Origin of the sequence: Metabacillus mesotrionivorans, assembly GCF_052171315.1 — a bacterium.
Taxonomy (GTDB): Bacteria; Bacillota; Bacilli; order Bacillales; family Bacillaceae; genus Bacillus_P.
The window spans coordinates 693,585-715,586 of the sequence record NZ_JBQMFF010000002.1 but is presented as its reverse complement, the minus strand read 5'-3'; the positions used below and the strand labels follow the sequence as shown (position 1 = coordinate 715,586).

At 45.4% G+C, this 22,002-nt stretch carries 23 protein-coding genes; all 23 read left to right on the top strand.

Going from position 1 to position 22,002, the window contains the following annotated elements; genetic code table 11:
- Window positions 1-6: 6 nt before the first annotated feature.
- The 23 genes from ACTSEZ_RS08635 to ACTSEZ_RS08525 all read left to right on the top strand — a co-directional run bounded on the left by ACTSEZ_RS08635 (window position 7) and on the right by ACTSEZ_RS08525 (window position 21,997).
- Window positions 7-1,041, top strand: coding sequence for an NAD(P)H-dependent glycerol-3-phosphate dehydrogenase (locus ACTSEZ_RS08635; RefSeq protein WP_369733770.1), 1,035 nt, complete (start codon window positions 7-9; stop codon window positions 1,039-1,041).
- A gap of 427 nt (window positions 1,042-1,468) precedes the next feature.
- Window positions 1,469-1,669: a DUF2768 domain-containing protein gene (locus ACTSEZ_RS08630; RefSeq protein ID WP_203287659.1), complete on the top strand. Its 201-nt coding sequence runs from the start codon at window positions 1,469-1,471 to the stop codon at window positions 1,667-1,669.
- Window positions 1,670-1,697: 28 nt separating this feature from the next.
- The gene (locus tag ACTSEZ_RS08625; RefSeq protein WP_369733769.1) at window positions 1,698-2,417 is read left to right on the top strand and encodes a YphF family lipoprotein; all 720 of its coding nucleotides are present in this window, start codon (window positions 1,698-1,700) and stop codon (window positions 2,415-2,417) included.
- Window positions 2,418-2,619: 202 nt separating this feature from the next.
- A complete protein-coding gene (spoIVA, locus tag ACTSEZ_RS08620; RefSeq protein ID WP_029280240.1) occupies window positions 2,620-4,098 on the top strand; it encodes a stage IV sporulation protein A in 1,479 nt (492 codons plus the stop codon).
- A gap of 526 nt (window positions 4,099-4,624) precedes the next feature.
- Complete coding sequence (gene hbs / locus ACTSEZ_RS08615; protein WP_029280242.1) at window positions 4,625-4,903, top strand: non-specific DNA-binding protein Hbs; 279 nt, start codon at window positions 4,625-4,627, stop codon at window positions 4,901-4,903.
- A 205-nt stretch (window positions 4,904-5,108) separates the two neighbouring features.
- Window positions 5,109-5,675 (top strand): GTP cyclohydrolase I FolE, encoded by a 567-nt coding sequence (folE, locus tag ACTSEZ_RS08610; RefSeq protein WP_342826602.1) that lies wholly within the window; start codon window positions 5,109-5,111, stop codon window positions 5,673-5,675.
- 30 nt (window positions 5,676-5,705) lie between these two features.
- On the top strand, window positions 5,706-5,933 hold the full coding sequence (gene mtrB, locus ACTSEZ_RS08605; protein ID WP_342826604.1) for a trp RNA-binding attenuation protein MtrB: 228 nt from the start codon (window positions 5,706-5,708) through the stop codon (window positions 5,931-5,933).
- Window positions 5,934-6,035: 102 nt separating this feature from the next.
- Window positions 6,036-6,851: a heptaprenyl diphosphate synthase component 1 gene (locus ACTSEZ_RS08600; protein WP_369733768.1), complete on the top strand. Its 816-nt coding sequence runs from the start codon at window positions 6,036-6,038 to the stop codon at window positions 6,849-6,851.
- Window position 6,852: 1 nt separating this feature from the next.
- Window positions 6,853-7,548, top strand: a complete 696-nt coding sequence (locus ACTSEZ_RS08595) for a demethylmenaquinone methyltransferase (RefSeq protein ID WP_369733766.1) — start codon at window positions 6,853-6,855, stop codon at window positions 7,546-7,548.
- Window positions 7,549-7,664: 116 nt separating this feature from the next.
- Window positions 7,665-8,627, top strand: coding sequence for a heptaprenyl diphosphate synthase component II (gene hepT, locus ACTSEZ_RS08590; RefSeq protein WP_369733765.1), 963 nt, complete (start codon window positions 7,665-7,667; stop codon window positions 8,625-8,627).
- A 101-nt stretch (window positions 8,628-8,728) separates the two neighbouring features.
- Complete coding sequence (gene ndk / locus ACTSEZ_RS08585) at window positions 8,729-9,175, top strand: nucleoside-diphosphate kinase (RefSeq protein ID WP_029280253.1); 447 nt, start codon at window positions 8,729-8,731, stop codon at window positions 9,173-9,175.
- A gap of 780 nt (window positions 9,176-9,955) precedes the next feature.
- Window positions 9,956-10,729 carry a CheR family methyltransferase gene (locus ACTSEZ_RS08580; protein ID WP_369733764.1) on the top strand — a complete coding sequence of 258 codons (774 nt, stop codon included), beginning with the start codon at window positions 9,956-9,958 and terminating at the stop codon, window positions 10,727-10,729.
- 76 nt (window positions 10,730-10,805) lie between these two features.
- Complete coding sequence (gene aroC / locus ACTSEZ_RS08575; RefSeq protein ID WP_369733762.1) at window positions 10,806-11,978, top strand: chorismate synthase; 1,173 nt, start codon at window positions 10,806-10,808, stop codon at window positions 11,976-11,978.
- Window positions 11,978-13,063 (top strand): 3-dehydroquinate synthase, encoded by a 1,086-nt coding sequence (gene aroB, locus ACTSEZ_RS08570; RefSeq protein ID WP_369733761.1) that lies wholly within the window; start codon window positions 11,978-11,980, stop codon window positions 13,061-13,063. Before aroC ends, aroB begins: the two co-directional genes overlap by 1 nt.
- Window positions 13,060-13,425 (top strand): chorismate mutase, encoded by a 366-nt coding sequence (aroH, locus tag ACTSEZ_RS08565; protein ID WP_369733760.1) that lies wholly within the window; start codon window positions 13,060-13,062, stop codon window positions 13,423-13,425. The genes aroB and aroH overlap by 4 nt, the downstream gene beginning before the upstream one ends.
- Window positions 13,426-13,761: 336 nt before the next feature.
- Window positions 13,762-15,306, top strand: a complete 1,545-nt coding sequence (gene trpE / locus ACTSEZ_RS08560; protein WP_369733759.1) for an anthranilate synthase component I — start codon at window positions 13,762-13,764, stop codon at window positions 15,304-15,306.
- Window positions 15,278-16,294, top strand: a complete 1,017-nt coding sequence (trpD, locus tag ACTSEZ_RS08555; protein ID WP_369733758.1) for an anthranilate phosphoribosyltransferase — start codon at window positions 15,278-15,280, stop codon at window positions 16,292-16,294. Before trpE ends, trpD begins: the two co-directional genes overlap by 29 nt.
- Entirely contained in the window at window positions 16,287-17,045 is a 759-nt protein-coding gene (trpC, locus tag ACTSEZ_RS08550; RefSeq protein ID WP_369733757.1) for an indole-3-glycerol phosphate synthase TrpC, read from the top strand. Before trpD ends, trpC begins: the two co-directional genes overlap by 8 nt.
- On the top strand, window positions 17,042-17,698 hold the full coding sequence (locus ACTSEZ_RS08545; protein ID WP_369733756.1) for a phosphoribosylanthranilate isomerase: 657 nt from the start codon (window positions 17,042-17,044) through the stop codon (window positions 17,696-17,698). The genes trpC and ACTSEZ_RS08545 overlap by 4 nt, the downstream gene beginning before the upstream one ends.
- Entirely contained in the window at window positions 17,679-18,908 is a 1,230-nt protein-coding gene (gene trpB / locus ACTSEZ_RS08540) for a tryptophan synthase subunit beta (RefSeq protein ID WP_369733755.1), read from the top strand. The genes ACTSEZ_RS08545 and trpB overlap by 20 nt, the downstream gene beginning before the upstream one ends.
- Entirely contained in the window at window positions 18,871-19,692 is an 822-nt protein-coding gene (gene trpA, locus ACTSEZ_RS08535) for a tryptophan synthase subunit alpha (protein WP_369733754.1), read from the top strand. Before trpB ends, trpA begins: the two co-directional genes overlap by 38 nt.
- Window positions 19,693-19,743: 51 nt before the next feature.
- A complete protein-coding gene (gene hisC / locus ACTSEZ_RS08530; RefSeq protein WP_369733753.1) occupies window positions 19,744-20,826 on the top strand; it encodes a histidinol-phosphate transaminase in 1,083 nt (360 codons plus the stop codon).
- Window positions 20,827-20,884: 58 nt separating this feature from the next.
- Complete coding sequence (locus tag ACTSEZ_RS08525) at window positions 20,885-21,997, top strand: prephenate dehydrogenase (RefSeq protein WP_369733752.1); 1,113 nt, start codon at window positions 20,885-20,887, stop codon at window positions 21,995-21,997.
- Window positions 21,998-22,002: the final 5 nt, after the last annotated feature.

The following is a 22,002-nucleotide window of genomic DNA, read 5'->3' as shown; positions in this document are numbered from 1 at the left end:
ATGAAGATGCAGCGAATTGCCGTTCTTGGCGCGGGAAGCTGGGGCACTGCTCTAAGCCTTGTTCTCGCAGACAATCAGCACGATATAAGATTATGGGGTCACCGCAAGGAGTTAATTCAGGAAATTAATGAAACGCATAAAAATCAAAAGTATCTCCCTGATATAGAGCTTTCAAATAACATCAAGGGCTGCACTGATTTAAGAGAAACCCTTCAGGATGTGCAGATTGCCGTTCTCGCCGTTCCTACAAAAGCCATACGGGAAGTTCTTCAGGATGTTATCAAAGTAATCAGCCATAAGCTGACAATCGTTCACGTAAGCAAAGGAATCGAGCCTGACAGTCTTCTGCGCATTTCGGAGATTATTAAAGAAGAAGTTCCTGAAGATCTCCTTCAGGACGTCGTCGTTCTGTCCGGGCCAAGCCATGCTGAAGAAGTCGGGCTAAGGCAGCCGACGACTGTTACATCTTCATCTGATAACCTTGCAGCTGCCGAGCTTGTACAGGACCTGTTTATGAACCAGCATTTCAGAGTGTACACGAACCCTGATGTCATCGGGGTGGAAATTGGCGGTGCGCTTAAAAATATTATTGCTCTTGCAGCAGGTATTACAGACGGACTTGGATATGGGGATAACGCAAAAGCGGCTCTTATCACAAGAGGGCTTGCTGAGATCGCCCGCCTCGGAAGCATCATGGGAGGCAATCCTCTTACGTTTTCAGGACTGACAGGGATCGGGGATTTAATTGTAACATGCACAAGCGTTCATTCACGAAACTGGAGAGCGGGGAATCTGCTCGGCAAAGGCCAGAAGCTTGAAGATGTTCTTGAAAACATGGGCATGGTCGTAGAAGGCGTGCGCACAACAAAAGCGGCTTACCAGCTCGCTCAAAAATTTGATGTGAAAATGCCGATCACAGAAGCGCTCTATGCCGTTCTTTTTAACGGGAAAGAAGTGAAGGACGCTGTGGACTCGCTGATGGCGAGAGTGAAAACACATGAAATGGAAGATCTTGTGAATATCAGTGAAAATCGCTGCTGACCTTGTGGCACATGGGTTTGGGGCTGCATACTATACCTTGAGTTTGTGAAGCCTATTCATCAATCTCATGAAAACGGACCACTAGGTGCAATTACGTGAAACATGAAAGCATTGAACTGTATACTTACGTATCCTTTTTGACGAATTTCTCAGTGAAATTAGGCATTAGAGGATGCAAATGCTCTGATATTCGCATAAAATGCATCGTAGTAAATCATGAGTTGTTCTAAACAATGGGTACCGATTAGTCAGGTGCAAACGCATGACCGAAGTAGAGCTGCCCCCTCTTTACTTCGGTTTTTTTGCGTTCTGAATAGTTTGAAGGCTGAATGAATCAGGGTGAAGCAATTGCCTTTGAACCAGGCAATTCCGCTTTTTGAAATATATGCTATAATATGTTCGAAACGATAGGGAGGTAAAACAAGAAATGAGTCCAGCGTTAATGAAAATGTGGATTGCTCTTGCATCGATGGGATTTATGTTTATCGCCATTCTCGCAATCTATTTAAGCAGATTTAAAATGAAAGGGTTTTTAAAAGGCGCATTTGCCGCAATCGCCTACTTTTTTATGATTCTTGCAGGACTTCTGATCTTTTTTGTTGTGTTCAGCGGACCCGTTAATGAATAAGGAATTCTCTACATAAAGGAAGATTTTCATGAAAAAGCCTGTTATTTTTGCAACCGTTTTTACCATGCTTATGCTATTATCCGGCTGTCTTTATCCTGAGGAGCAGCTGAATCAGAATCAGGTCCCGTATGAGGATCAGATTGCAGCCGTGCAGAATTCAGTCGACCGGTTCAGAGAAGATTCAGGAGGCCTTCTTCCCATCAAAACGCGTGATATGACAACGCCAGTCTATCAAAAATACCCTGTAGACTTCAGCCAGATTGCTCCCAAATATATGGCTGAACCGCCGGGAACTTCTTATGAAAACGGCGGCGTGTACTTGTATGTGCTTGTTGATGTAGAGGACAATCCGACTGTTAAGCTGATTGATCTCAGAATGTCAGAGACGATCCGGGATATTAAAACAAGGCTGAATGTGTATAAAGCTTCAAACGGATATCCTCCCTACAAGGATGTAGTCGCTGAAAACGTGTTCACTCTGGATTACAAAAAACTCGGGTACAAAGAAGCCCCTCAAGCTGTCAGCCCTTACTCAGGAGAGTCACTGCCGTTTGTGATTGACAATAAAGGCGAAGTATATGCTGATTACCGGATTGACCTGTACAAAAAGCTGAACGAAGGCAAGGAAGAATACAAAGCTGGAGAAGATATCCGTAATGTCCTCGTGAAGGACTCTCCATTTGTTCCTGCTTTTTCATTGCCTTATACAGTTAATGAAAAAAATGAACCTGTCTTTTTAAATAATTAAGTCATGAACCCTTCTTTCGGGAAATAAACTCTGAAAGAAGGGTTTTTCATTTATAAAAAAACCTGTTCATAAAATGAACCAAGAAAAAAATTTCAGATCACTGTCATAAAGAAATAGGACAACGTCATAAATATATAGTGTCCTAAACACGAAAAAGCAGACGGTCAATAACCCAAGAAGCCTATGATCGGGAGGGGATCACTTGGAAAAGGTAGATATTTTCAAAGATATCGCAGAGCGCACAGGCGGCGATATTTATCTTGGAGTAGTAGGAGCAGTAAGAACAGGCAAATCTACATTTATCAAAAAATTCATGGAGCAGGTTGTGCTTCCGAATATTGATAACGAGTCAGACCGGGCACGCGCGCAGGATGAGCTGCCGCAAAGTGCTGCAGGCAAAACCATCATGACAACAGAGCCTAAATTTGTCCCTAATCAAGCGGTTTCGATCCATGTTGAAGAGGGGCTTGACGTTAATATCAGACTGGTGGACTGTGTCGGGTACACGGTTCCCGGAGCAAAAGGATATGAAGATGAAAACGGCCCGAGAATGATCAATACGCCTTGGTACGAAGAACCGATTCCGTTTCATGAAGCAGCTGAAATCGGAACAAGAAAAGTGATTCAGGAGCACTCCACAATCGGCGTCGTTATTACAACAGACGGTTCAATCGGAGAGATTCCAAGAAGAGATTATGTAGAAGCAGAAGAACGTGTGATTGAAGAGCTGAAAGAAGTAGGCAAACCGTTCATTATGATCATCAACACGGTCCAGCCGTATCATCCTGAGTCGGAAACGCTCCGGAGACAGCTCAGTGAAAAGTATGATATTCCTGTGCTGGCCATGAGTGTGGAGAGCATCCGCGAAACAGATGTTATGAACGTTCTCCGCGAAGCGCTTTATGAATTCCCTGTGCTTGAGGTTAATGTCAATCTCCCGAGCTGGGTAATGGTACTGCGCGACAACCACTGGCTCCGCGAAAGCTACCAGGAGGCTGTAAAAGATACCGTTCAGGATATTAAAAGACTGAGAGATGTGGACAGAGTCGTCGGCTATTTCAGTGAATACGACTTTATCGACCGCGCAAGCCTTGCCGGAATTGAAATGGGTCAGGGAATAGCTGAAATTGACCTCTATGCTCCGGATGATTTATATGATCAGATTTTAAAAGAGGTCGTGGGTGTTGAGATAAGAGGGAAGGATCATCTCCTTCAGCTCATGCAGGATTTTGCCTATGCAAAAGCTGAATATGATCAAGTCGCAGATGCTCTCAGAATGGTAAAGCAGACCGGCTACGGCATTGCTGCCCCGGCTCTCAGCGACATGAGCCTTGATGAGCCTGAAATCATCAGGCAGGGTGCAAGGTTTGGAGTGCGCCTGAAAGCAGTTGCACCTTCTATCCATATGATTAAGGTGGATGTTGAGTCTGAATTTGCGCCGATTATCGGTACAGAGAAGCAGAGTGAGGAATTAGTCCGATACTTGATGCAGGACTTCGAAGACAATCCGCTGTCGATCTGGAACTCTGATATCTTCGGCCGCAGCCTCAGCTCAATAGTAAGAGAAGGCATCCAGGCAAAGCTGTCACTGATGCCTGAGAATGCAAGATACAAACTGAAAGAGACGCTTGAACGCATCATTAACGAGGGATCAGGCGGATTAATCGCGATTATCCTATAAGCTTTCCCAAAAAGACGGCCACTTTAGGTGGCTGTCTTTTTGTCTTTAATAATAGTTTTCAGCCAGATGACAAACCGGTTACAAAAATATATTTCAGTAAAATATTCGCTTTCGTACCCCCTTATATGCAATAATGTTCGGCGTATGTTGTTACATATTTTAAAATAGTATTTGCTTCTCTCATCATTTTTTTGTAAAATAGAGTCCCGGCAAGAATGCACGTTCGCCTGGAGTGGCCTCAATGCCTGATTTATAAAGGTTTTCTTGAGGTTTCTCCTTGCTTAGCGAAACCTGATGTGTTAATCTACTATCAGAAATTATTTTCTGCATTGGTGCAATCTTCCTGGAAACCCACTATTCATGCGGAAAAACATTGAATTTCATGCGTTAATCGGATAAGATTAGCGTGTTCACAGTAAAATGCGTTTCTATCATGTATAGATTTCGCAGAATCTGTGAAGAAATGAATTTAACAGAATGGATTTATGCTGAATCTGACAACAAACTTTGGGAGGAGGTGAAAGGCATGAATAAAACAGAACTAATCAACGCGGTAGCAGAAGCTAGCGAACTGTCTAAGAAAGATGCAACGAAAGCGGTTGATGCTGTTTTCGATACACTTTTGGATGCACTTAAAAACGGTGATAAAGTACAATTGATCGGTTTTGGTAACTTCGAAGTACGTGAGCGCGCGGCTCGTAAAGGACGCAACCCGCAAACTGGAGAAGAGATCGAAATCGCAGCAAGCAAAGTGCCTGCGTTCAAACCAGGTAAAGCTCTTAAAGATGCTGTAGCCGGTAAATAATGTGCTCTTACCCGTGTATGATGCATAAAATACATACACAACAAATGGACAGCCCCTTTTATAGGGGCTTTTCCTTTGTGCTGAGAAAGATGAAGAAGCCTGCAGGAAGTTTATGCTGACAGAGCAAACGTGCATCATTCTTTGCTTTTAATCTTTCACCTGTGCTAGAATCTGTATCAAATAACTTGTTACCGGGAGGAAAAGTATGGGGCAAATCAACACACAGCAGATCGAAGAGGCGGTCAGGCTGATCCTTGAAGCAATAGGTGAGGATCCTAACCGCGAAGGGCTGCTTGATACTCCGAAACGAGTCGCAAAAATGTACGCGGAAGTATTTTCAGGACTTAACGAGGATCCAAAGGAACATTTTAAAACCGTGTTCGGAGAGGATCACGAAGAACTCGTTTTAGTAAAAGATATCCCTTTTCACTCCATGTGCGAGCATCATCTCGTCCCTTTCTTCGGAAAAGCGCATATCGCATACATACCCAAAGGCGGAAAAGTAACCGGACTGAGCAAGCTTGCAAGAGCAGTTGAAGCCGTTTGCAGAAGACCTCAGCTGCAGGAGAGAATCACATCAACTATTGCGGAAAGCATCGTCGATTCACTTGAGCCGCACGGCGTTATGGTTGTCGTGGAAGCAGAACATATGTGCATGACAATGAGAGGCGTCAAAAAGCCAGGGAGCAAAACGATCACATCAGCTGTCAGAGGCGTCTTTACAAATGATGCTGCTGCCAGAGCCGAAGTTCTTTCATTTATAAAAGAATAAACAACTACATAAAAACGGGGGTGAACCTGCTTGAAAGAAAATACAAATGATTTCCTTGTGATTAAAGCAATCGAAGACGGAGTAAACGTAATCGGGCTTACGCGGGGGTCGGATACCCGCTTTCATCATTCTGAAAAACTTGATAAAGGCGAAGTAATGATTGCGCAATTTACAGAACACACATCTGCCATTAAAATCAGGGGCAAAGCGCTTATTCAGACAGGCCACGGAGAAATAGAGAGCGATTCCAGAAGATAATACTCCGCCCGGCGCACTTATGGTATAATAATCAGTACTAAGCATGACGAACGTTGTTGCTATTGCTGGCTTTCCGAAAAAATTTCTTACGTGGGGACAAGGGTGATTCATTTGCAAGACATCTATGTACAATTAGCTAAAATCAAAGACGCATTACATGTAAAACTCACTCATCCATTTTTAGCGAAATATATACCTTCTCCAATGATTGATGAAGATAAATTGCTTCTCTTTTATGCTCTGTTTGATCAGACGGATCTTTCGGAGGAAAAGAAAGAAAATTACATCATTACTGCGATGCTTGTGCAAATTGCCCTTGATACTCATGATGAAGTCTCAACGTCTGCTCATCTCAGGCAGGAAGAGTTCAAGCAAAGACAGCTTATTGTTCTTGCCGGGGATTATTTCAGCGGACTCTATTACGCGCTTCTTTCTGAAATGCAGGATATCGGAATGATTCGGACGTTAGCAACGGCAATAAAAGAAATCAATGAACACAAAATCCGTCTTTACGAACAATCGACGGCTGATTTTGATTCATTCACAGCAAGCCTGCTTAAAGTGGAAACCTCCCTGTTTGAGCATGTGTCAGACTATATTCAGGCCGGCATATTCTCAAGGCTTACGACTGCGTTTCTTTCATACAAACGCCTCCTGCTTGAAAAAAGCAAATACAGCTCAGAATCTCATCACCGCACAGGTGATTCTGCCAAAAAGAAAAAGAATGCCGGTGCCATTGAATGGACGGGTGTCTATTTAAAAGAGTTCTGCAACCGTTATTTTGAAGAAACGGCAGCCTTGATCGAAAGCAGTTTTCAGCAGCCGTCTTCTCTTCAGAAGGTTCTCTTGGCGAGGCTGCAGTCTTTTAAGTATAATCAGGAGATGAGATACACTACGCTTGCGGAAGAAGGGTTATAACATGCAGCAGTCAAAAGAGGAAAGAGTACACTCTGTATTTGAGAAAATCTACAAGAACTATGACAAAATGAATTCCGTTATCAGCTTTCAGCGCCATATAGCATGGCGCAGGGAAACGATGAAGCGAATGAACGTAAAAAGGGGAGCGGCAGCCCTTGATGTATGCTGCGGGACGGCAGACTGGACGATTGCCATGGCAGATGCTGTCGGTCCTGAAGGCAGGGCGGTCGGTCTTGATTTCAGCAACAATATGCTGAAGATCGGAAGAGAAAAAATCAAAGCCCATTCAAACATCGAACTGATTCATGGAAACGCGATGGAGCTGCCTTTTGCTGACAATACCTTTGATTATGTCACAATCGGATTTGGCCTCAGGAACGTTCCTGACTATATGACAGTCCTCAAAGAAATGCACCGTGTAGTCAAGCCGGGCGGGAAAGTCGTCTGCCTGGAAACCTCACAGCCGACGATGATAGGATTTAAACAGGCATATTACGCTTATTTCAGGTTTGTCATGCCGCTGTTTGGAAAGCTGTTTGCCAAAAGCTATGACGAGTACTCATGGCTTCAGGAGTCTGCAAGAGACTTCCCGGGCATGAAAGAGCTTGCCCGGATGTTCAGGGATGCCGGCTTTAATGACGTGGAAGTAAAACCTTATACAGGCGGAGTTGCAGCGATGCATCTCGGTGTAAAGTAGAAAAGGACGAGTACCTTATGCGGCCTGTAACACGGGTCTCACAGGAATTGCACTTATTTTTTCCAGCACGCTCAGGTTCATCCGGATTTAAAAATGCGAGTATTTAGGTGAATTGAATGAAATTTAAAATGGCGTATTCGTTTCTAAATGCAGATCTCGATCTGATCGAACAGGAACTTGAAAAAACGGTTAGCTCCACAGAGCCTCTGCTAAGCGAGGCAGGGCTGCATCTTCTTCAGGCAGGGGGAAAGCGGATTCGCCCTGTTTTTGTATTGCTTTCGGCCATGTTTGGCGAATATGATATTGAAAAAGTGAAAAAAGTAGCCATTGCACTTGAAATTATACATATGGCATCACTTGTGCACGATGACGTCATCGATGATGCTGAACTAAGACGCGGAAAACCTACGATTAAAGCGAAATGGGACAACCGCATTGCCATGTACACCGGAGATTATTTGTTTGCAAGATCACTTGAAATTATGACATCCCTCGAGAACGTTGCCGCCCACCAGATTCTCTCCAAAACCATTGTAGAAGTTTCGCTTGGCGAAATTGAGCAGATCAAAGACAAATATGACTATGAACAGAACCTGCGGGTCTACTTGAGACGCATTAAGCGGAAGACGGCTCTTTTGATTGCTGCAAGCTGCCAGCTAGGGGCGATCGCAGGAGGTGTGCCGGAATCTGTTCACAGAAAACTGTTTCTGTTTGGCTATTATGTCGGCATGTCTTTTCAGATTACAGATGACATCCTTGATTTTACTTCTACAGAAGAGGAACTCGGAAAACCGGTAGGGGGAGATCTGCTTCAGGGGAATATTACGCTTCCGGTTCTTTATGCAATGGAAGATGACGAACTGAAGCGGAAAATCAGCAAGGTGCACAGCAGAACGACGAAAGAGGAGATGGATGAAGTCATCCGTGCCATCATAGCGTCTGATGCGATCAGCCGGTCTGTAAAGGTCAGCGATATGTATCTTGAGAAGGGTTTCAAAATCCTGAGCGAGCTCCCAAGAAACAGAGCGAGATCAGCTCTTTCAAGCATTGCAAAATATATTGGAAAAAGAAAATTTTAATTTCATCCGCTCCATGCGATTGCGAAAATAGTGAAATAATGGTACGATTTCCATGGGCCATGAAAGCCCATACATAACAATCGCGGGGTGGAGAAATTAACATGGAAAAAACATTTATGATGGTCAAGCCTGATGGCGTTCAGCGTCAGCTTATCGGTAAAATCGTTTCCAGATTTGAAAGTAAGGGTTTACATTTAGTCGGGGCAAAATTGATGCAGATCCCTGTATCTCTTGCTGAACAGCACTACGGGGAACATAACGGCAAGCCATTCTTCGGTGAATTAGTTGAATTCATCACATCCGGACCAGTTTTCGCAATGGTTTGGGAAGGGGAAAATGTGATTGAAATCTCACGCACGATGATGGGGAAAACCAAACCAGCCGAAGCATTGCCGGGTACAATCAGAGGCGACTATGGTTTATTTGTCGGAAAGAACATCATTCACGGATCTGACTCTCCTGAGAGCGCAGAGCGCGAAATCGGCTTATTCTTCAAAGCTGAAGAGCTTGTAGAATACGATAAAGATATTCATACTTGGATTTACTGATCCGCATGAAAAGCCAGCAGAGATGCTGGCTTTTATTTATTTTCGACTAGAGCAAGCGGATAGAACCTCTTCCTCTTTGATGAATGATGGGAGGAAGGGGCTAAATCGTACCCCTTAAAACCGTAAAACGACAGGAGGATAAGCAACCTTCTCAATCGTACCCTTCAAAACCGTAAAACGATATCGGAGGGTAAGCAAAGTCCCAAATCGTACCCTGCAAAACTGTAAATCGATATCAGAGGGTAAGCAAAGTCCCGAATCGTATCCTCCAAAACTGTAAAACGATATCGGAGGGTAAGCAAAGTCCCGAATCGTACCCTCCAAAACTGTAAAACGATATCGGAGGGTAAACAAAGTCCCGAATCGTACCCTCCAAAACTGTAAAACGATATCGGAGGGTAAACAAAGTCCCGAATCGTACCCTCCAAAACTGTAAAACGATATCGGAGGGTAAACAAAGTCCCGAATCGTACCCTCCAAAACTGTAAAACGATATCGGAGGGTAAACAAAGTCCCGAATCGTACCCTCCAAAACCGTAAAACGATATCGGAGGGTAAGCAAAGTCCCGAATCGTACCCTTCCAAACTGTAAATCGATATCAGAGGGTAAACAAACTAACAAACTTTCTTACCTCCCCCCGAGACAGTAAGCTAAAAGGAGCTGGGTACGCTTGAAACATCTATCTAACCTGATTTTTCAGATTTTTTAAAACTCATTTCACAAGTCGTTCTCCAAATCCGATATACTATACATAATGCATGTGCAGAGGAGAAACGTTAATGGAATACGAGCAGTTTATAAACGAAATTAAAAGGATGACGGGGATTGATCTGTCGCTCTACAAGGAAGCGCAGATGAAAAGAAGATTAATTTCCCTCTACATAAAAAGAGGATGCAGCGGGTTTCGGGACTACAGTGAACGTCTGCGGAAAGAGCCGGAGCTGCTGGCTGAGCTGCTTGACAAAATGACGATAAACGTCACAGAGTTTTACAGGAATAAAAAACAGTGGGAAATGCTAGAAACTAAGCTTCTTCCGGACATGATCAAAAAGCCCGGGACGCTAAAGGTGTGGAGTGCGGCCTGTTCAAGCGGCGAAGAGCCTTATACGCTTGCCATGATATTGTCAAAGTACTCTGCCCTGTCAGATATCCGCATTCTGGCAACAGATTTGGATGAAACGGTACTGAAAAGAGCGGAAGCGGGGGTTTTTCCTGAAAGAAGCCTGTCAGAGCTGCCGGACGGAATGAGGGGCAAATACTTTTCAGGAGATGGGACAGGCTATAAAATTAAGAATGACCTGAAAAGGTCGGTGCAGTTCAAAAAGCATAATCTTCTCTCAGACCGTTATGAAAGCGGCTTTGATTTGATTATTTGCCGCAACGTCCTGATTTATTTTACAGAAGCGGCGAAAGAAACCATTTATGAAAAGTTCTCAAATGCGCTGAAACCGGGGGGAATCCTCTTTGTTGGAAGCACAGAGCAGATTTTTCATGCCCATACATATGGTCTGGAATCGGCAGGCACTTTTTTCTACAGAAAAAAACAACTGTAAATCTTTCTATTCATCCTTAGTAGGATATGATATAGTGTTACTTAAAAGCGTTAGTGCGATGAAGGGAGAGCTTTAGATGAGATACTTAACAGCAGGAGAATCACATGGTCCTCAGTTAACTGCAATTGTGGAAGGAGTGCCGGCAGGACTTGCTATTACTGCCGAGGACATCAACCGCGATCTTGCGCGCAGACAAAAAGGACATGGCAGAGGAAGAAGAATGCAGATAGAAAAAGATGAGGTGCAGATTACAAGCGGAATCCGCCACGGAAAAGCGCTTGGCTCTCCAATTGCACTCGTTGTTGAAAATAATGATTGGAAGCATTGGACAAAGATTATGGGGATTGAGCCTTTAGAAGAAGGCGAGGAAAAGGAGATCAAGCGTCAGATCAGCCGCCCCCGTCCCGGTCATGCTGACTTAAATGGTGCCATTAAATACGGTCACCGCGATATACGCAATGTGCTTGAGCGGTCTTCAGCCCGTGAAACAACGGTCAGAGTAGCTGTAGGCGCAGTCGCTAAAAGACTGCTCGCAGAACTTGGGATCAAAGTGGCAGGTCATGTTGTGGAAATCGGTTCTGTAAAAGCAGAAAAGACAGAATACTCTTCAATTGAAGAACTGCAGCGTGTAACAGAGGAATCGCCGGTCAGATGCCTGGATGAGGATGCTGCCGTTAAAATGATGCAGGCGATTGATGATGCCAAGAGCAACGGAGACTCAATCGGAGGCATTGTAGAAGTGATTGTTGAAGGGATGCCTGCAGGAGTAGGCAGCTACGTCCATTATGACCGCAAGCTTGATTCGAAAATTGCGGGTGCCATCATCAGCATCAATGCTTTCAAAGGCGTTGAATTTGGAATGGGCTTTGAGGCTGCACGAAAATTCGGAAGCGAAGTGCATGATGAAATTACTTGGTCAAAAGAACAGGGCTACTCCCGCAAAACGAACCGTCTCGGAGGATTTGAAGGCGGAATGTCGACGGGCATGCCGATTGTGGTCAGAGGAGTCATGAAGCCGATTCCTACCCTTTACAAACCGCTGCAAAGTGTTGATATTGAAACAAAAGAGCCGTTTTCTGCAAGTATTGAACGTTCGGACAGCTGTGCAGTTCCTGCTGCAAGTGTTGTGGCTGAAGCTGTTGTCGCATGGGAAATTGCATCAGCCATAGTAGAACAATTCGGCTCTGACCGTATAGACGCCCTGCAAAAAGAAATTCAGGAAATCCGCGAGTACGCGAGGGAATTTTAATGAAACAGCTTGTTGTTGAAACTTCTGCAAGTTCCTACCCTGTTATTGTCGGGGCAGGTGTGATTGAAACAGAATTAATGAAGCAGCTGGAGCGGTTAAACCCAAGCAGAATCCTGGTTATTGCCGATTCAGCTGTTCTGAATCTATACGGGGATAAGCTGATGCGGGCAGTCAGCTCATTCCCGTCCGATGTTTATGCCGTTCCGAGCGGAGAGGAAAGCAAGTCATTTCAAACGTACTATGACATTCAAACGTTTGCCCTGAAGCAAGGACTTGACAGAAAATCTCTCATTCTCGCATTCGGCGGAGGCGTTATTGGCGATCTCGCAGGTTTTGCCGCTGCTACCTATATGAGGGGCATCCCTTTTATCCAGCTTCCTACAACGCTGCTTGCCCATGACAGCGCAGTTGGCGGTAAAGTGGCCGTCAATCATCCGGAAGGGAAAAATATGATTGGTGCCTTTTATCAGCCAGAAGCTGTCATTTATGATCTTGACTTCCTTGAATCTCTGCCGGAAAGCGAACTGCGGTCAGGCTTTGCAGAAGTCATCAAGCATGGGCTGATAGGAAATGAAGAGTTATACAGATGGCTGAGTCGTGAGATACATGATGTGCGCAGAATCAATGATTCCATGCTGCAGCGGATGATCCTGCAAGGCATTTCTGTAAAGGCTGCTGTCGTTAAAGAAGATGAAAAAGAATCAGGAGTGAGGGCCCATCTGAATTTTGGCCACACCCTCGGTCATGCAATTGAATCAGGAGCAGGATACGGGAAGATCAGCCACGGTGACGCAGTCGCAGCAGGCATGCTGTTTGCTTTATGGCTGAGTAATCTGACTCTCGGCGCGGATCTTCCGTACGAAGAGATTAAATCGTGGTTTGGTGAACTCGGGTTTCCAACAGCAGTTCCGAGCCATCTTGATACAGACCTGCTCCTCGGCAAAATGATGAAAGATAAAAAAGCCAGCTCGGGAACCATCACAATGGTGCTTCTTCAGTCAATCGGAGAATGCAGAATGCAAGCTTTTGAAAAAGACCGTTTAAGATCCCTGCTGGAAAAATGGAGACAGGAGGGAACTGTATGATTCGGGGAATAAGAGGAGCTGCAACCGTTCAGCAGAACAACGAGAAGGAAATAATACAGGCAACAGAAGCGCTGCTTCTTGAGATAATCGATCTCAATCATGTGAAGGCTGAAGATGTGACGTCCGTCCTGTTTTCAACAACAGCGGATTTGAACACTGTGTTTCCTGCTAAAGCGTTACGGAATTTTGATGGATGGGAATATGTCCCTGTTATGTGCATGCAGGAGATTCCGGTTGAAGGAAGCCTCGAGAAGTGCATAAGGGTCATGATGACGGCTGAAACACCGCTTAGCCAAAAGGAAGTCAAACATGTTTATCAGGGAAAAGCGACGGTTTTAAGGCCGGACCTTTCAGGAAAATAAACGTCTCAGCTGGGACGTCTTTCGTTGACACTTTTCAAAAGCTGTATTAACATAGTTCTCAAGAATAGAAATTAGAAGAGAGCTTCTAATATGTTCCAGTGCGTTAGCTGAGTTTAGAGATCAGGAAAACACAAGAGACACGATACATTTAGCAAGAGTTTAGTTTAGGGTAGCCGAGAATGAGTCAGTTTAGCTGAGGTATTTTTATATTTACGCTGCGGCATACGTCTACCCAAAAACAGGTCATCCTCGTTTTTGGGTTTTTCTGTTTACCGCGGGCAACCTTCTATAACCTCCTAAATACTTATTCTCCACACTGCTGGAGGAGTGAGTACATTGTTTCATACTGATTTTGCCTCATTTAAAGAGGACAGCGGACAGTTCCGGACGATCCCCGTCATCAAATCCTTTCAAGTTGACACCTTTACGCCGATACAGCTCTTTAAGGTGTTTGAGGATGAAGCAGTCTATCTGCTTGAAAGCAAAGACGCGGAATCATCCTGGTCACGCTATTCCTTTATCGGATTAAATCCATTTTTATTTATTGAAGAAGAAAAGAACCGTTACTGTGTCCGTTCCAAACAGAGGCAGACGCTGCATGAATCATCCTCTCTTAAAGAGATTTTCAAGTGGATGGACGCGTATTTAAAAGTGAAGGTCCCGGACCTCGATATCCCTTTTGCCGGCGGAGCAGTCGGCTATCTTGGATATGATTCTGTCACGATGTTTGAACGGGTTCCGCAGCACAAACATCAGGATCTTTCCTTTAAAAAATGCCTGCTGTTTGTCTGTTCGACCATGATTGCCTATGATCATCAGGATAAGAAGCTTTCGTTTATCCAATATGAAAGGCTTACCGGCAAGGAATCGGAAGAGGGAATACGCGCTGTCTACGGAATGGCAGAAGCGAAAATCAGCCAGCTCATCTCAAAGCTTGGCGAGAAGAGGGATTTTCACGACCTGATGCTGTCTCCTACAGATCAGGCATCCGTTTCTTTTGAGGGTGTCACTTCAAACTTCGAAAAAGCAGACTTCCTTGAAGCTGTTGAAAAAATCAAAGAATATATCCGCTCAGGAGATATTTTTCAGGGAGTTCTTTCCCAGCGGTTTGAAATCCCGGTAACGGCGGGAGGATTTGATCTCTACCGCATGCTCAGGGTCGTGAACCCTTCCCCTTATATGTTCTATATCAAGTTTGACGGCACAGAGCTGATTGGGAGTTCCCCTGAGCGTCTGATCTATGTACAGAACGGATATTTGGAAATCCATCCGATTGCAGGCACGAGGAAGCGCGGGAAAACCGAGGAAGAAGATTTGCTCCTTGAAGAAGACCTTCGACAGGATGAGAAGGAAAAAGCAGAGCATTACATGCTGGTGGACCTTGCAAGAAACGATATAGGCAGAGTGGCCGAATACGGATCAGTTAAAACGCCTGTTCTAATGGAGCTTGGACGCTTCTCGCATGTGATGCACCTGATCTCGAAAGTGACCGGCCAGCTGAAAAGCAGCACACATCCGATTGATGCCCTGCTTTCTTCCTTTCCAGCCGGCACAGTGTCCGGTGCTCCCAAGGTTCGTGCCATGCAGATTCTGCAGGAGCTTGAGCCGACAGCGAGAAATGCATACGCCGGCTGCATAGCCTACATTGGATTTGACGGAAATATCGATTCCTGCATCACAATCAGAACAATCGCTCTTCAGGGCGGTAAGGCTTATGTACAGGCAGGAGCCGGAATTGTTGCCGACTCAAAGCCTGAGCTTGAATGGAAAGAAACAAGAAACAAAGCAAGTGCGCTTATTAAAACGATTGAGCTTGCTGAAAAAGTGTTCGGACAGAAGGAGGGTGACGGGAATGAAAGCTTTGCTGAACAAATGCATTGAAGGCCACACGCTGTCTGAACAGGAAGCGATGAGTGCCATGAATCAGGTCATGGAAGGAAAAGCAACTCCGAGTCAGATAGCAAGCTTTATTTCCATTCTCAGATTCCGCGGGGAAACGGTCGATGAACTTGTCGGGTTTGCTAAAGCAATGAAGCAGCATATGACGCGGATTGAATATAAAGAAGATGTGATTGATACATGCGGAACAGGGGGAGACGGCGCCTCAACCTTCAACATTTCAACTGCATCCGCCATTTTGGCATCCTCAATGGGCGTAAAAGTGGCAAAGCATGGGAACCGTGCTGTTTCCTCAAAGAGCGGCAGTGCAGATGTGCTTGAACAGCTCGGAATCATGATTCAAACCTCACCTGAGGAAGCGAAAAGAGCCCTCCATGAATATGATATGAGCTTTTTGTTCGCGCCGATCTATCACGCATCCATGAAGCATGCAGTAAACCCCCGGAAGGAAATCGGATTCAGGACGGTTTTTAACCTTCTCGGTCCTCTTGCCAATCCTGCAAATGCAAGACGGCAGGTGATGGGTGTTTTTTCGGCGGAGTATGCTGAGAAAATTGCTCATGCCCTCAGGGAGCTTGGTTCTGAGCACGTTCTTCTTGTGACCGGAAGAGATGGTCTTGATGAATGCAGCATTACTGGCATAACAGATGTCGTAGAACTGAAAAACGGAAACATCACGCGCTATGAAATCACACCTGAAGAAATGGGTTTTGAAAAAGGGGAACTAAAAGACATTCAAGTAGAAAGCCCGTCTGAAAGCGCCGAATTAATTCTTTCCGTTTTCCAAGGCAGGAAAAAAGGGGCTGCAGCCGATATTGTCGCACTGAATGCCGGAGCTGCTCTTTACGTTGCAGGAAAGGCAGACAGTCTGAAAGAAGGAGCTGCGGCTGCTAAACAGGCGATTGAAAATGGTGAGGCATACCGTCAGCTTGCACGGCTTCAGCGCAAAAAGGAGGAACAGTATGCTTAATCAGATTCTTGAGAAAAAACGGGAAGAAGTTCAATCCCTGAATATACCTGAAAGAAAGCGCGTTTCAGAGCGGTCTTTTTACAGTGCCCTCAGACAATCTGCAAGAAAACCGGCTCTGATCGCAGAAGTTAAGAAGGCTTCTCCTTCTAAAGGGGTCATCAAAGAATCATTTCATCCTGTTGAAATCGCGAAGGCATATGAAGCCGGAAAAGCAGACTGCCTGTCGGTATTGACGGATGAAACGTTCTTTCAGGGGCACAGAGATTATATCGCCCAAATAAAAGAAGAAGTCAGCCTGCCTGTATTGAGAAAAGATTTTATCATTGATCATAAACAAATCATTGAGTCCAGCCATATTGGCGCAGATGCTGTCCTGCTGATTGGTGAAGCGCTGGACCCGGTTTTGCTTCATGAGCTTTATGTTCATGCGGGTGAACTGAATCTTGACGTCCTTGTGGAAGTGCATTCGCTGCCAGTGCTTGAAAAACTGCTGCCGCATTTCACGCCAAAGATTCTCGGAGTCAACAACAGGGATCTTACGACGTTTCAAACCGATATCCATCAAATTGAAAAAATCAGTGAGGCAGTGCCTAAAGAGACGCTGCTCGTGAGCGAGAGCGGCATTTTCACTTTCAGCGACGTAGAAACCGTTAAAAGCAGGGGCGCTGACGCCATTCTAGTAGGAGAATCCCTGATGAGGGAAGAGAATCAGACGTCAGCCATCCAAAGGCTTTACGGTGAAACAAAATGAATAAGCCTCTCATTAAGATTTGCGGCAATCGCTCCCTTCATGATTTATCACTGACCGCAGCCTCCTCCGCTGACTATCTGGGTCTGATTTTTGCAAAAAGCAAGAGGCGGGTTCAGGCGGACCAAGTAAAGGAGTGGCTGCAAAAGGTGGACCTGAGAGGGAAAAAGCTCGCAGCAGTGTTTGTAAATGCGCCAAATGAAGAAATTGAGAGCGTTCTGAGAGAACTTCCGATTGACGTTATCCAGCTCCACGGAAGCGAAACCCCTGATCAAGCAGGCAAAATCAAGCGCAGGTTCGGGGCGGAAGTCTGGAAGGCCCTTCCCCATAAAGAGGATACTCTCTCCCTTATGAGAGACTACGAAGATTCAGCCGATGGTTTTGTTATAGATTCAAAAGTAAAAGAGACGTTTGGCGGAACAGGGGAAAGCTTTGACTGGTCAAGTGTCCCTGCCTATATAAAAGCAGCAGACGAAATGAACAGGAAGGTGTTTATTGCAGGAGGAATCGGTCCTGACAATATTGATGGCCTGCTGGCATTGACGCCTGGTGGAATCGATCTGTCGAGCGGTATTGAACAGAATGAGAGAAAAGACGAGCTATTACTCAGAAGATTTGAAGAAAGGGTGAATCAGCATGTATCAATTTCCGGATGAGTTTGGCAGATATGGAGAATTCGGAGGAAAGTATGTTCCTGAAACGCTAATGCAGCCGCTGGCTGAACTTCAGGAGGCATTTGAGGAAGCCATTGCAGACAGCGGGTTTATGAACGAATACCGCCGCCTGCTTTCGGAATATTCCGGACGCCCGACGGCTTTGACCTATGCAGAAAACGTGTCGGAAAAGCTTGGCGGAGCAAAAATCTTCTTGAAAAGAGAGGATTTGAATCATACAGGAGCCCATAAAATCAATAACGCAATCGGCCAGGCGCTGCTTGCAAAAAAAATGGGCAAAACAAAGATCATAGCTGAAACAGGAGCAGGCCAGCACGGTGTTGCCGCTGCAACAGTGGCGGCAAAGTTTGGACTTCAGTGCAAAGTATTCATGGGACAGGAGGATGTCAGCAGACAGGAGCTGAACGTATTCCGGATGAAGCTGCTTGGCGCAGAGGTCATTCCTGTCCACAGCGGAAACAAAACGCTGAAGGATGCCACGAATGAAGCGATCCGCTACTGGGTGCAGCATTGTGAAGACCATTTTTATATGATCGGATCCGTTGTCGGTCCACACCCGTACCCGCAAATGGTCAGAGAGTTTCAGAGAGTTATAGGAGATGAAGCAAAAGAGCAGCTTCAAAGCAGACTGAATACTCTTCCGGACAAAGTTGTGGCATGTGTCGGAGGGGGAAGCAATGCGATTGGCATGTTCGCTGCCTTTATTGATGAAGAAGTTGACCTTGTAGGTGTAGAGGCTGCAGGTAAAGGAACAGATACTGACCTTCACGCAGCAACGATTGCTAAAGGAACGAAGGGTGTCATCCACGGCTCTCTGACGTATCTGCTTCAGGATGAACACGGCCAAATTACGGAGCCGTATTCCATTTCGGCCGGGCTTGACTATCCGGGAATCGGACCTGAGCATGCCCATCTTTCGTTAACAGGCCGTGTTTCCTATGAAAGTGTAACAGACGATGAAGCAATGTCAGCATTAACGTTCCTTGCGCAGGAGGAGGGAATTCTTCCTGCCATTGAAACAGCCCATGCGCTGGCAAAGGCGTTTGACCTTGCAAAGCAGATGAAACGGGATGAAACACTGATGATTTGTTTATCCGGACGCGGTGATAAGGACGTCCACACATTAATGGATTCTTTTGAAGGGGGCGGCAAGCATGAAGACACACCTGCAGAACCTGCTTTCACAAAATAAGAAGCTTTTTGTTCCGTTCATTACAGCGGGAGATCCAAACGGTGAGGCGACCATCGGACTTGCACTTGCCCTGCAAAAAGCCGGCGCCTCGGCTATTGAGCTTGGCATTCCCTATTCAGATCCGCTTGCAGACGGACCTGTTATTCAGCGGGCATCTCAAAGAGCTCTCTCAGAAGGAATGAATATTGTAAAAGCAATGGAACTCGTTCCGGTGATGAGAGAAAATGGTCTGACTATTCCAATCATTCTTTTTACGTATTATAATCCTGTGTTACAATTAGGAAAAGAATCCTTTTTTGCTTTAGCGGAGAAAAATACAATCGACGGACTGCTGATTCCGGATCTTCCTTTTGAAGAAAGCGGAGATCTGAGGGAATCATGCAGACAGCATGGGGTGACGTTCATTTCCATGGTGGCCCCGACTTCAAGCAGCCGGCTGAAAAAAATCGTCTCAAGTGCTGAAGGCTTCCTGTACTGCGTATCATCGCTTGGTGTAACAGGCTCGCGCAAAACATTCGACAAGCGCATTTTCGACTTTCTTGAAGAAGTTAAACAGGAGGCGGATGTTCCTGTCCTCGTCGGCTTTGGCGTTTCAACAAGGCAGCATGTGGAAGAACTGACAAAAACGTGCGACGGAGTCGTTGTAGGCAGCGCCCTGATAGAAGAAGTGGAGCGCTTGTCGGATAAGCTCAAAGATCCTGATGCGCGGATTGCTGCTTTTGAAGAGTTTCAGAAGAAAGCCGCTTCCTTTGTATTGCCCGCTGAAGTTGAAATCGGATCATAGAGCAGCATGCGAAGGCTTCCTTCGCGTTCAAAACAGAAGAGGTGTCTACTTATGCAAATTAAAGATCAGCTTACAAATCTAAAACCCTACCAGCCGGGCAAGCCCATTGAAGAAGTGAAGAGAGAATTCAATCTGACTCATATCGTCAAGCTTGCTTCTAATGAAAATCCATACGGCAGCTCCGAAGCTGCCAAGGCAGCCATCCAGAATGAACTGAATCAGCTTGCCATCTATCCGGATGGCTACAGCGCCATGCTGCGCGAAAAGCTGGCTTCATTCCTAAACGTCAGCGAGTCTGAGCTGATTTTCGGAAATGGTTCAGATGAAATCGTTCAGATCATTTGCCGTGCGTTCTTGAAGCCGGGGACAAATACCGTTATGGCTACGCCAACTTTTCCCCAGTACCGTCATAATGCGGTGATTGAAGGAGCAGAGATCAGAGAAATTCCACTTGTGGACGGATACCATGATCTTGATGCGATGCTTGCGGCGATCGACCCGGAAACAAAGGTTGTCTGGCTGTGCTCGCCGAATAATCCGACGGGAACTTACATCAATGAACCGTCTCTTTCGGCTTTTCTTGAAAAAGTGCCGCAGCACGTGCTCATCATTCTTGATGAAGCCTACTATGAATATGTGACAGCAGAGGATTTTCCGGAAACACTTCCGCTCATAAGAGAATTCAAAAATGTCATGATTCTCCGCACGTTTTCAAAAGCGTACGGACTGGCCGCCCTCCGCGTCGGATATGGTGCTGCAAACAGTGAGCTGATTAAAAGCATTGAGCCTGCAAGAGAACCGTTTAATACAAACCGCCTCGGACAGGCAGCCGCTCTTCATGCTTTGGATGATCAGGAATTTATTCTTCAGTGCAGAGAAAAGAATAAACAGGGACTAGAGCAATTCTATCAGTTCAGCGAAGAACATGGCCTCAGCTACTATCCTTCAGAGGGCAATTTCATTCTGATTGATTTTAACAGAGACTCTGACGAAGTGTTTCAGGCTCTTCTTGAAAAAGGATACATTGTCCGTTCCGGCAAAGCTCTCGGATTTCCGACTTCTATCCGCATTACTGTCGGCACAAAAGAACAAAACGCGGAAATCATCAGCATCCTTGCCGAATTGATTTCTTAACCTAAAGAGGTGATGCTGTCACCTCTTTCTTCATACATAAAATCCGTAGGTGATAACAATGGATCAGCCAATAAAAAAAATACATCTGATCGGACTCGGTTTAATTGGAGGATCGATTGCGCTATCAGTAAAAAAGGAATTTCCTGATGCCTGGATTACCGGGTATGATATTAATCAAAGCCAGCTTGAGATTGCCAAAACACTTACCGTAATAGACGAGGCAGCCCGCAGCCAGTTTGAAAACATTGAAACAGCGGATTTAATCATTCTTGCGGCACCGGTGGAACAAACTCTTTCAATGATAGATACGTTAAGCGGCATGGAGCTGAAGAAGGACGTCATCATAACGGATGTGGGAAGCACCAAGCAAAAGATCACGGCCTGTGCAGCAGCAGCCTTTAAAGGCGATGTCCATTTTATCGGCGGACATCCGATGGCTGGCTCTCATAAATCAGGTGTCACTGCCGCGCGAGCGCATCTATTTGAGAATGCGTTTTATATTCTGACTCCCGCCAAAACAACGAGTGAGGACTCCTTAAATAAACTGAAGAACATTCTAAAAGGAACAAATGCTCATTTTATTGAAATGACACCGGAAGTCCATGATGAAGTAACAGGAGTGATCAGCCACTTTCCCCATATCGTCGCAGCAAGCCTCGTTCATCAGGCTGGACGGTTTGAAGACACGCATCCTGTCATAAAAAGACTTGCAGCAGGAGGCTTCAGGGACATTACGAGAATCGCTTCAAGCAGCCCCGCTATGTGGAGGGACATTCTCCTGCATAATAAGGAGAAGCTCCTCACTCTGTTTGAAGACTGGGAACGGGAAATGAGCCGTGTGAAGCATATGGTAGAAGACCTGGACAGTCTTGCTCTCTTTTCTTATTTTAAAGATGCAAAGGACTACAGAGATGGACTTCCCGAGCGGGAAAAAGGCGCGATTCCTTCTTTTTATGATTTATATGTCGATGTCCCTGATTATCCGGGGGTTATCTCTGAGATTACCGGGTACCTTGCAATGGAGGAAATCAGCATTACAAATATCCGGATCATCGAAACACGCGAAGAAATATACGGTGTCCTGAGACTGAGTTTTCAAACGGACATCGACCGTGAGCGGGCACAGAAGTGCATAGAAAAATATACAGATTACAAAACTTTTTTCAGTTAAGAGGT

Excerpts from the sequence above, each read along its gene's own strand:
- trpA (WP_369733754.1), top strand. The coding sequence starts at position 18,871 with ATGAAGACACACCTGCAGAACCTGCTTTCACAAAATAAGAAGCTTTTT.
- folE (WP_342826602.1), top strand. The coding sequence starts at position 5,109 with ATGGGGCAAATCAACACACAGCAGATCGAAGAGGCGGTCAGGCTGATC.
- ACTSEZ_RS08580 (WP_369733764.1), top strand. The coding sequence starts at position 9,956 with ATGGAATACGAGCAGTTTATAAACGAAATTAAAAGGATGACGGGGATT.
- ACTSEZ_RS08625 (WP_369733769.1), top strand. The coding sequence starts at position 1,698 with ATGAAAAAGCCTGTTATTTTTGCAACCGTTTTTACCATGCTTATGCTA.
- ACTSEZ_RS08595 (WP_369733766.1), top strand. The coding sequence starts at position 6,853 with ATGCAGCAGTCAAAAGAGGAAAGAGTACACTCTGTATTTGAGAAAATC.
- aroC (WP_369733762.1), top strand. The coding sequence starts at position 10,806 with ATGAGATACTTAACAGCAGGAGAATCACATGGTCCTCAGTTAACTGCA.
- ACTSEZ_RS08635 (WP_369733770.1), top strand. The coding sequence starts at position 7 with ATGCAGCGAATTGCCGTTCTTGGCGCGGGAAGCTGGGGCACTGCTCTA.
- trpD (WP_369733758.1), top strand. The coding sequence starts at position 15,278 with ATGAAAGCTTTGCTGAACAAATGCATTGAAGGCCACACGCTGTCTGAA.
- aroB (WP_369733761.1), top strand. The coding sequence starts at position 11,978 with ATGAAACAGCTTGTTGTTGAAACTTCTGCAAGTTCCTACCCTGTTATT.
- hepT (WP_369733765.1), top strand. The coding sequence starts at position 7,665 with ATGAAATTTAAAATGGCGTATTCGTTTCTAAATGCAGATCTCGATCTG.
- ndk (WP_029280253.1), top strand. The coding sequence starts at position 8,729 with ATGGAAAAAACATTTATGATGGTCAAGCCTGATGGCGTTCAGCGTCAG.
- hbs (WP_029280242.1), top strand. The coding sequence starts at position 4,625 with ATGAATAAAACAGAACTAATCAACGCGGTAGCAGAAGCTAGCGAACTG.
- aroH (WP_369733760.1), top strand. The coding sequence starts at position 13,060 with ATGATTCGGGGAATAAGAGGAGCTGCAACCGTTCAGCAGAACAACGAG.
- ACTSEZ_RS08545 (WP_369733756.1), top strand. The coding sequence starts at position 17,042 with ATGAATAAGCCTCTCATTAAGATTTGCGGCAATCGCTCCCTTCATGAT.
- ACTSEZ_RS08630 (WP_203287659.1), top strand. The coding sequence starts at position 1,469 with ATGAGTCCAGCGTTAATGAAAATGTGGATTGCTCTTGCATCGATGGGA.
- hisC (WP_369733753.1), top strand. The coding sequence starts at position 19,744 with ATGCAAATTAAAGATCAGCTTACAAATCTAAAACCCTACCAGCCGGGC.
- ACTSEZ_RS08525 (WP_369733752.1), top strand. The coding sequence starts at position 20,885 with ATGGATCAGCCAATAAAAAAAATACATCTGATCGGACTCGGTTTAATT.
- trpC (WP_369733757.1), top strand. The coding sequence starts at position 16,287 with ATGCTTAATCAGATTCTTGAGAAAAAACGGGAAGAAGTTCAATCCCTG.
- trpB (WP_369733755.1), top strand. The coding sequence starts at position 17,679 with ATGTATCAATTTCCGGATGAGTTTGGCAGATATGGAGAATTCGGAGGA.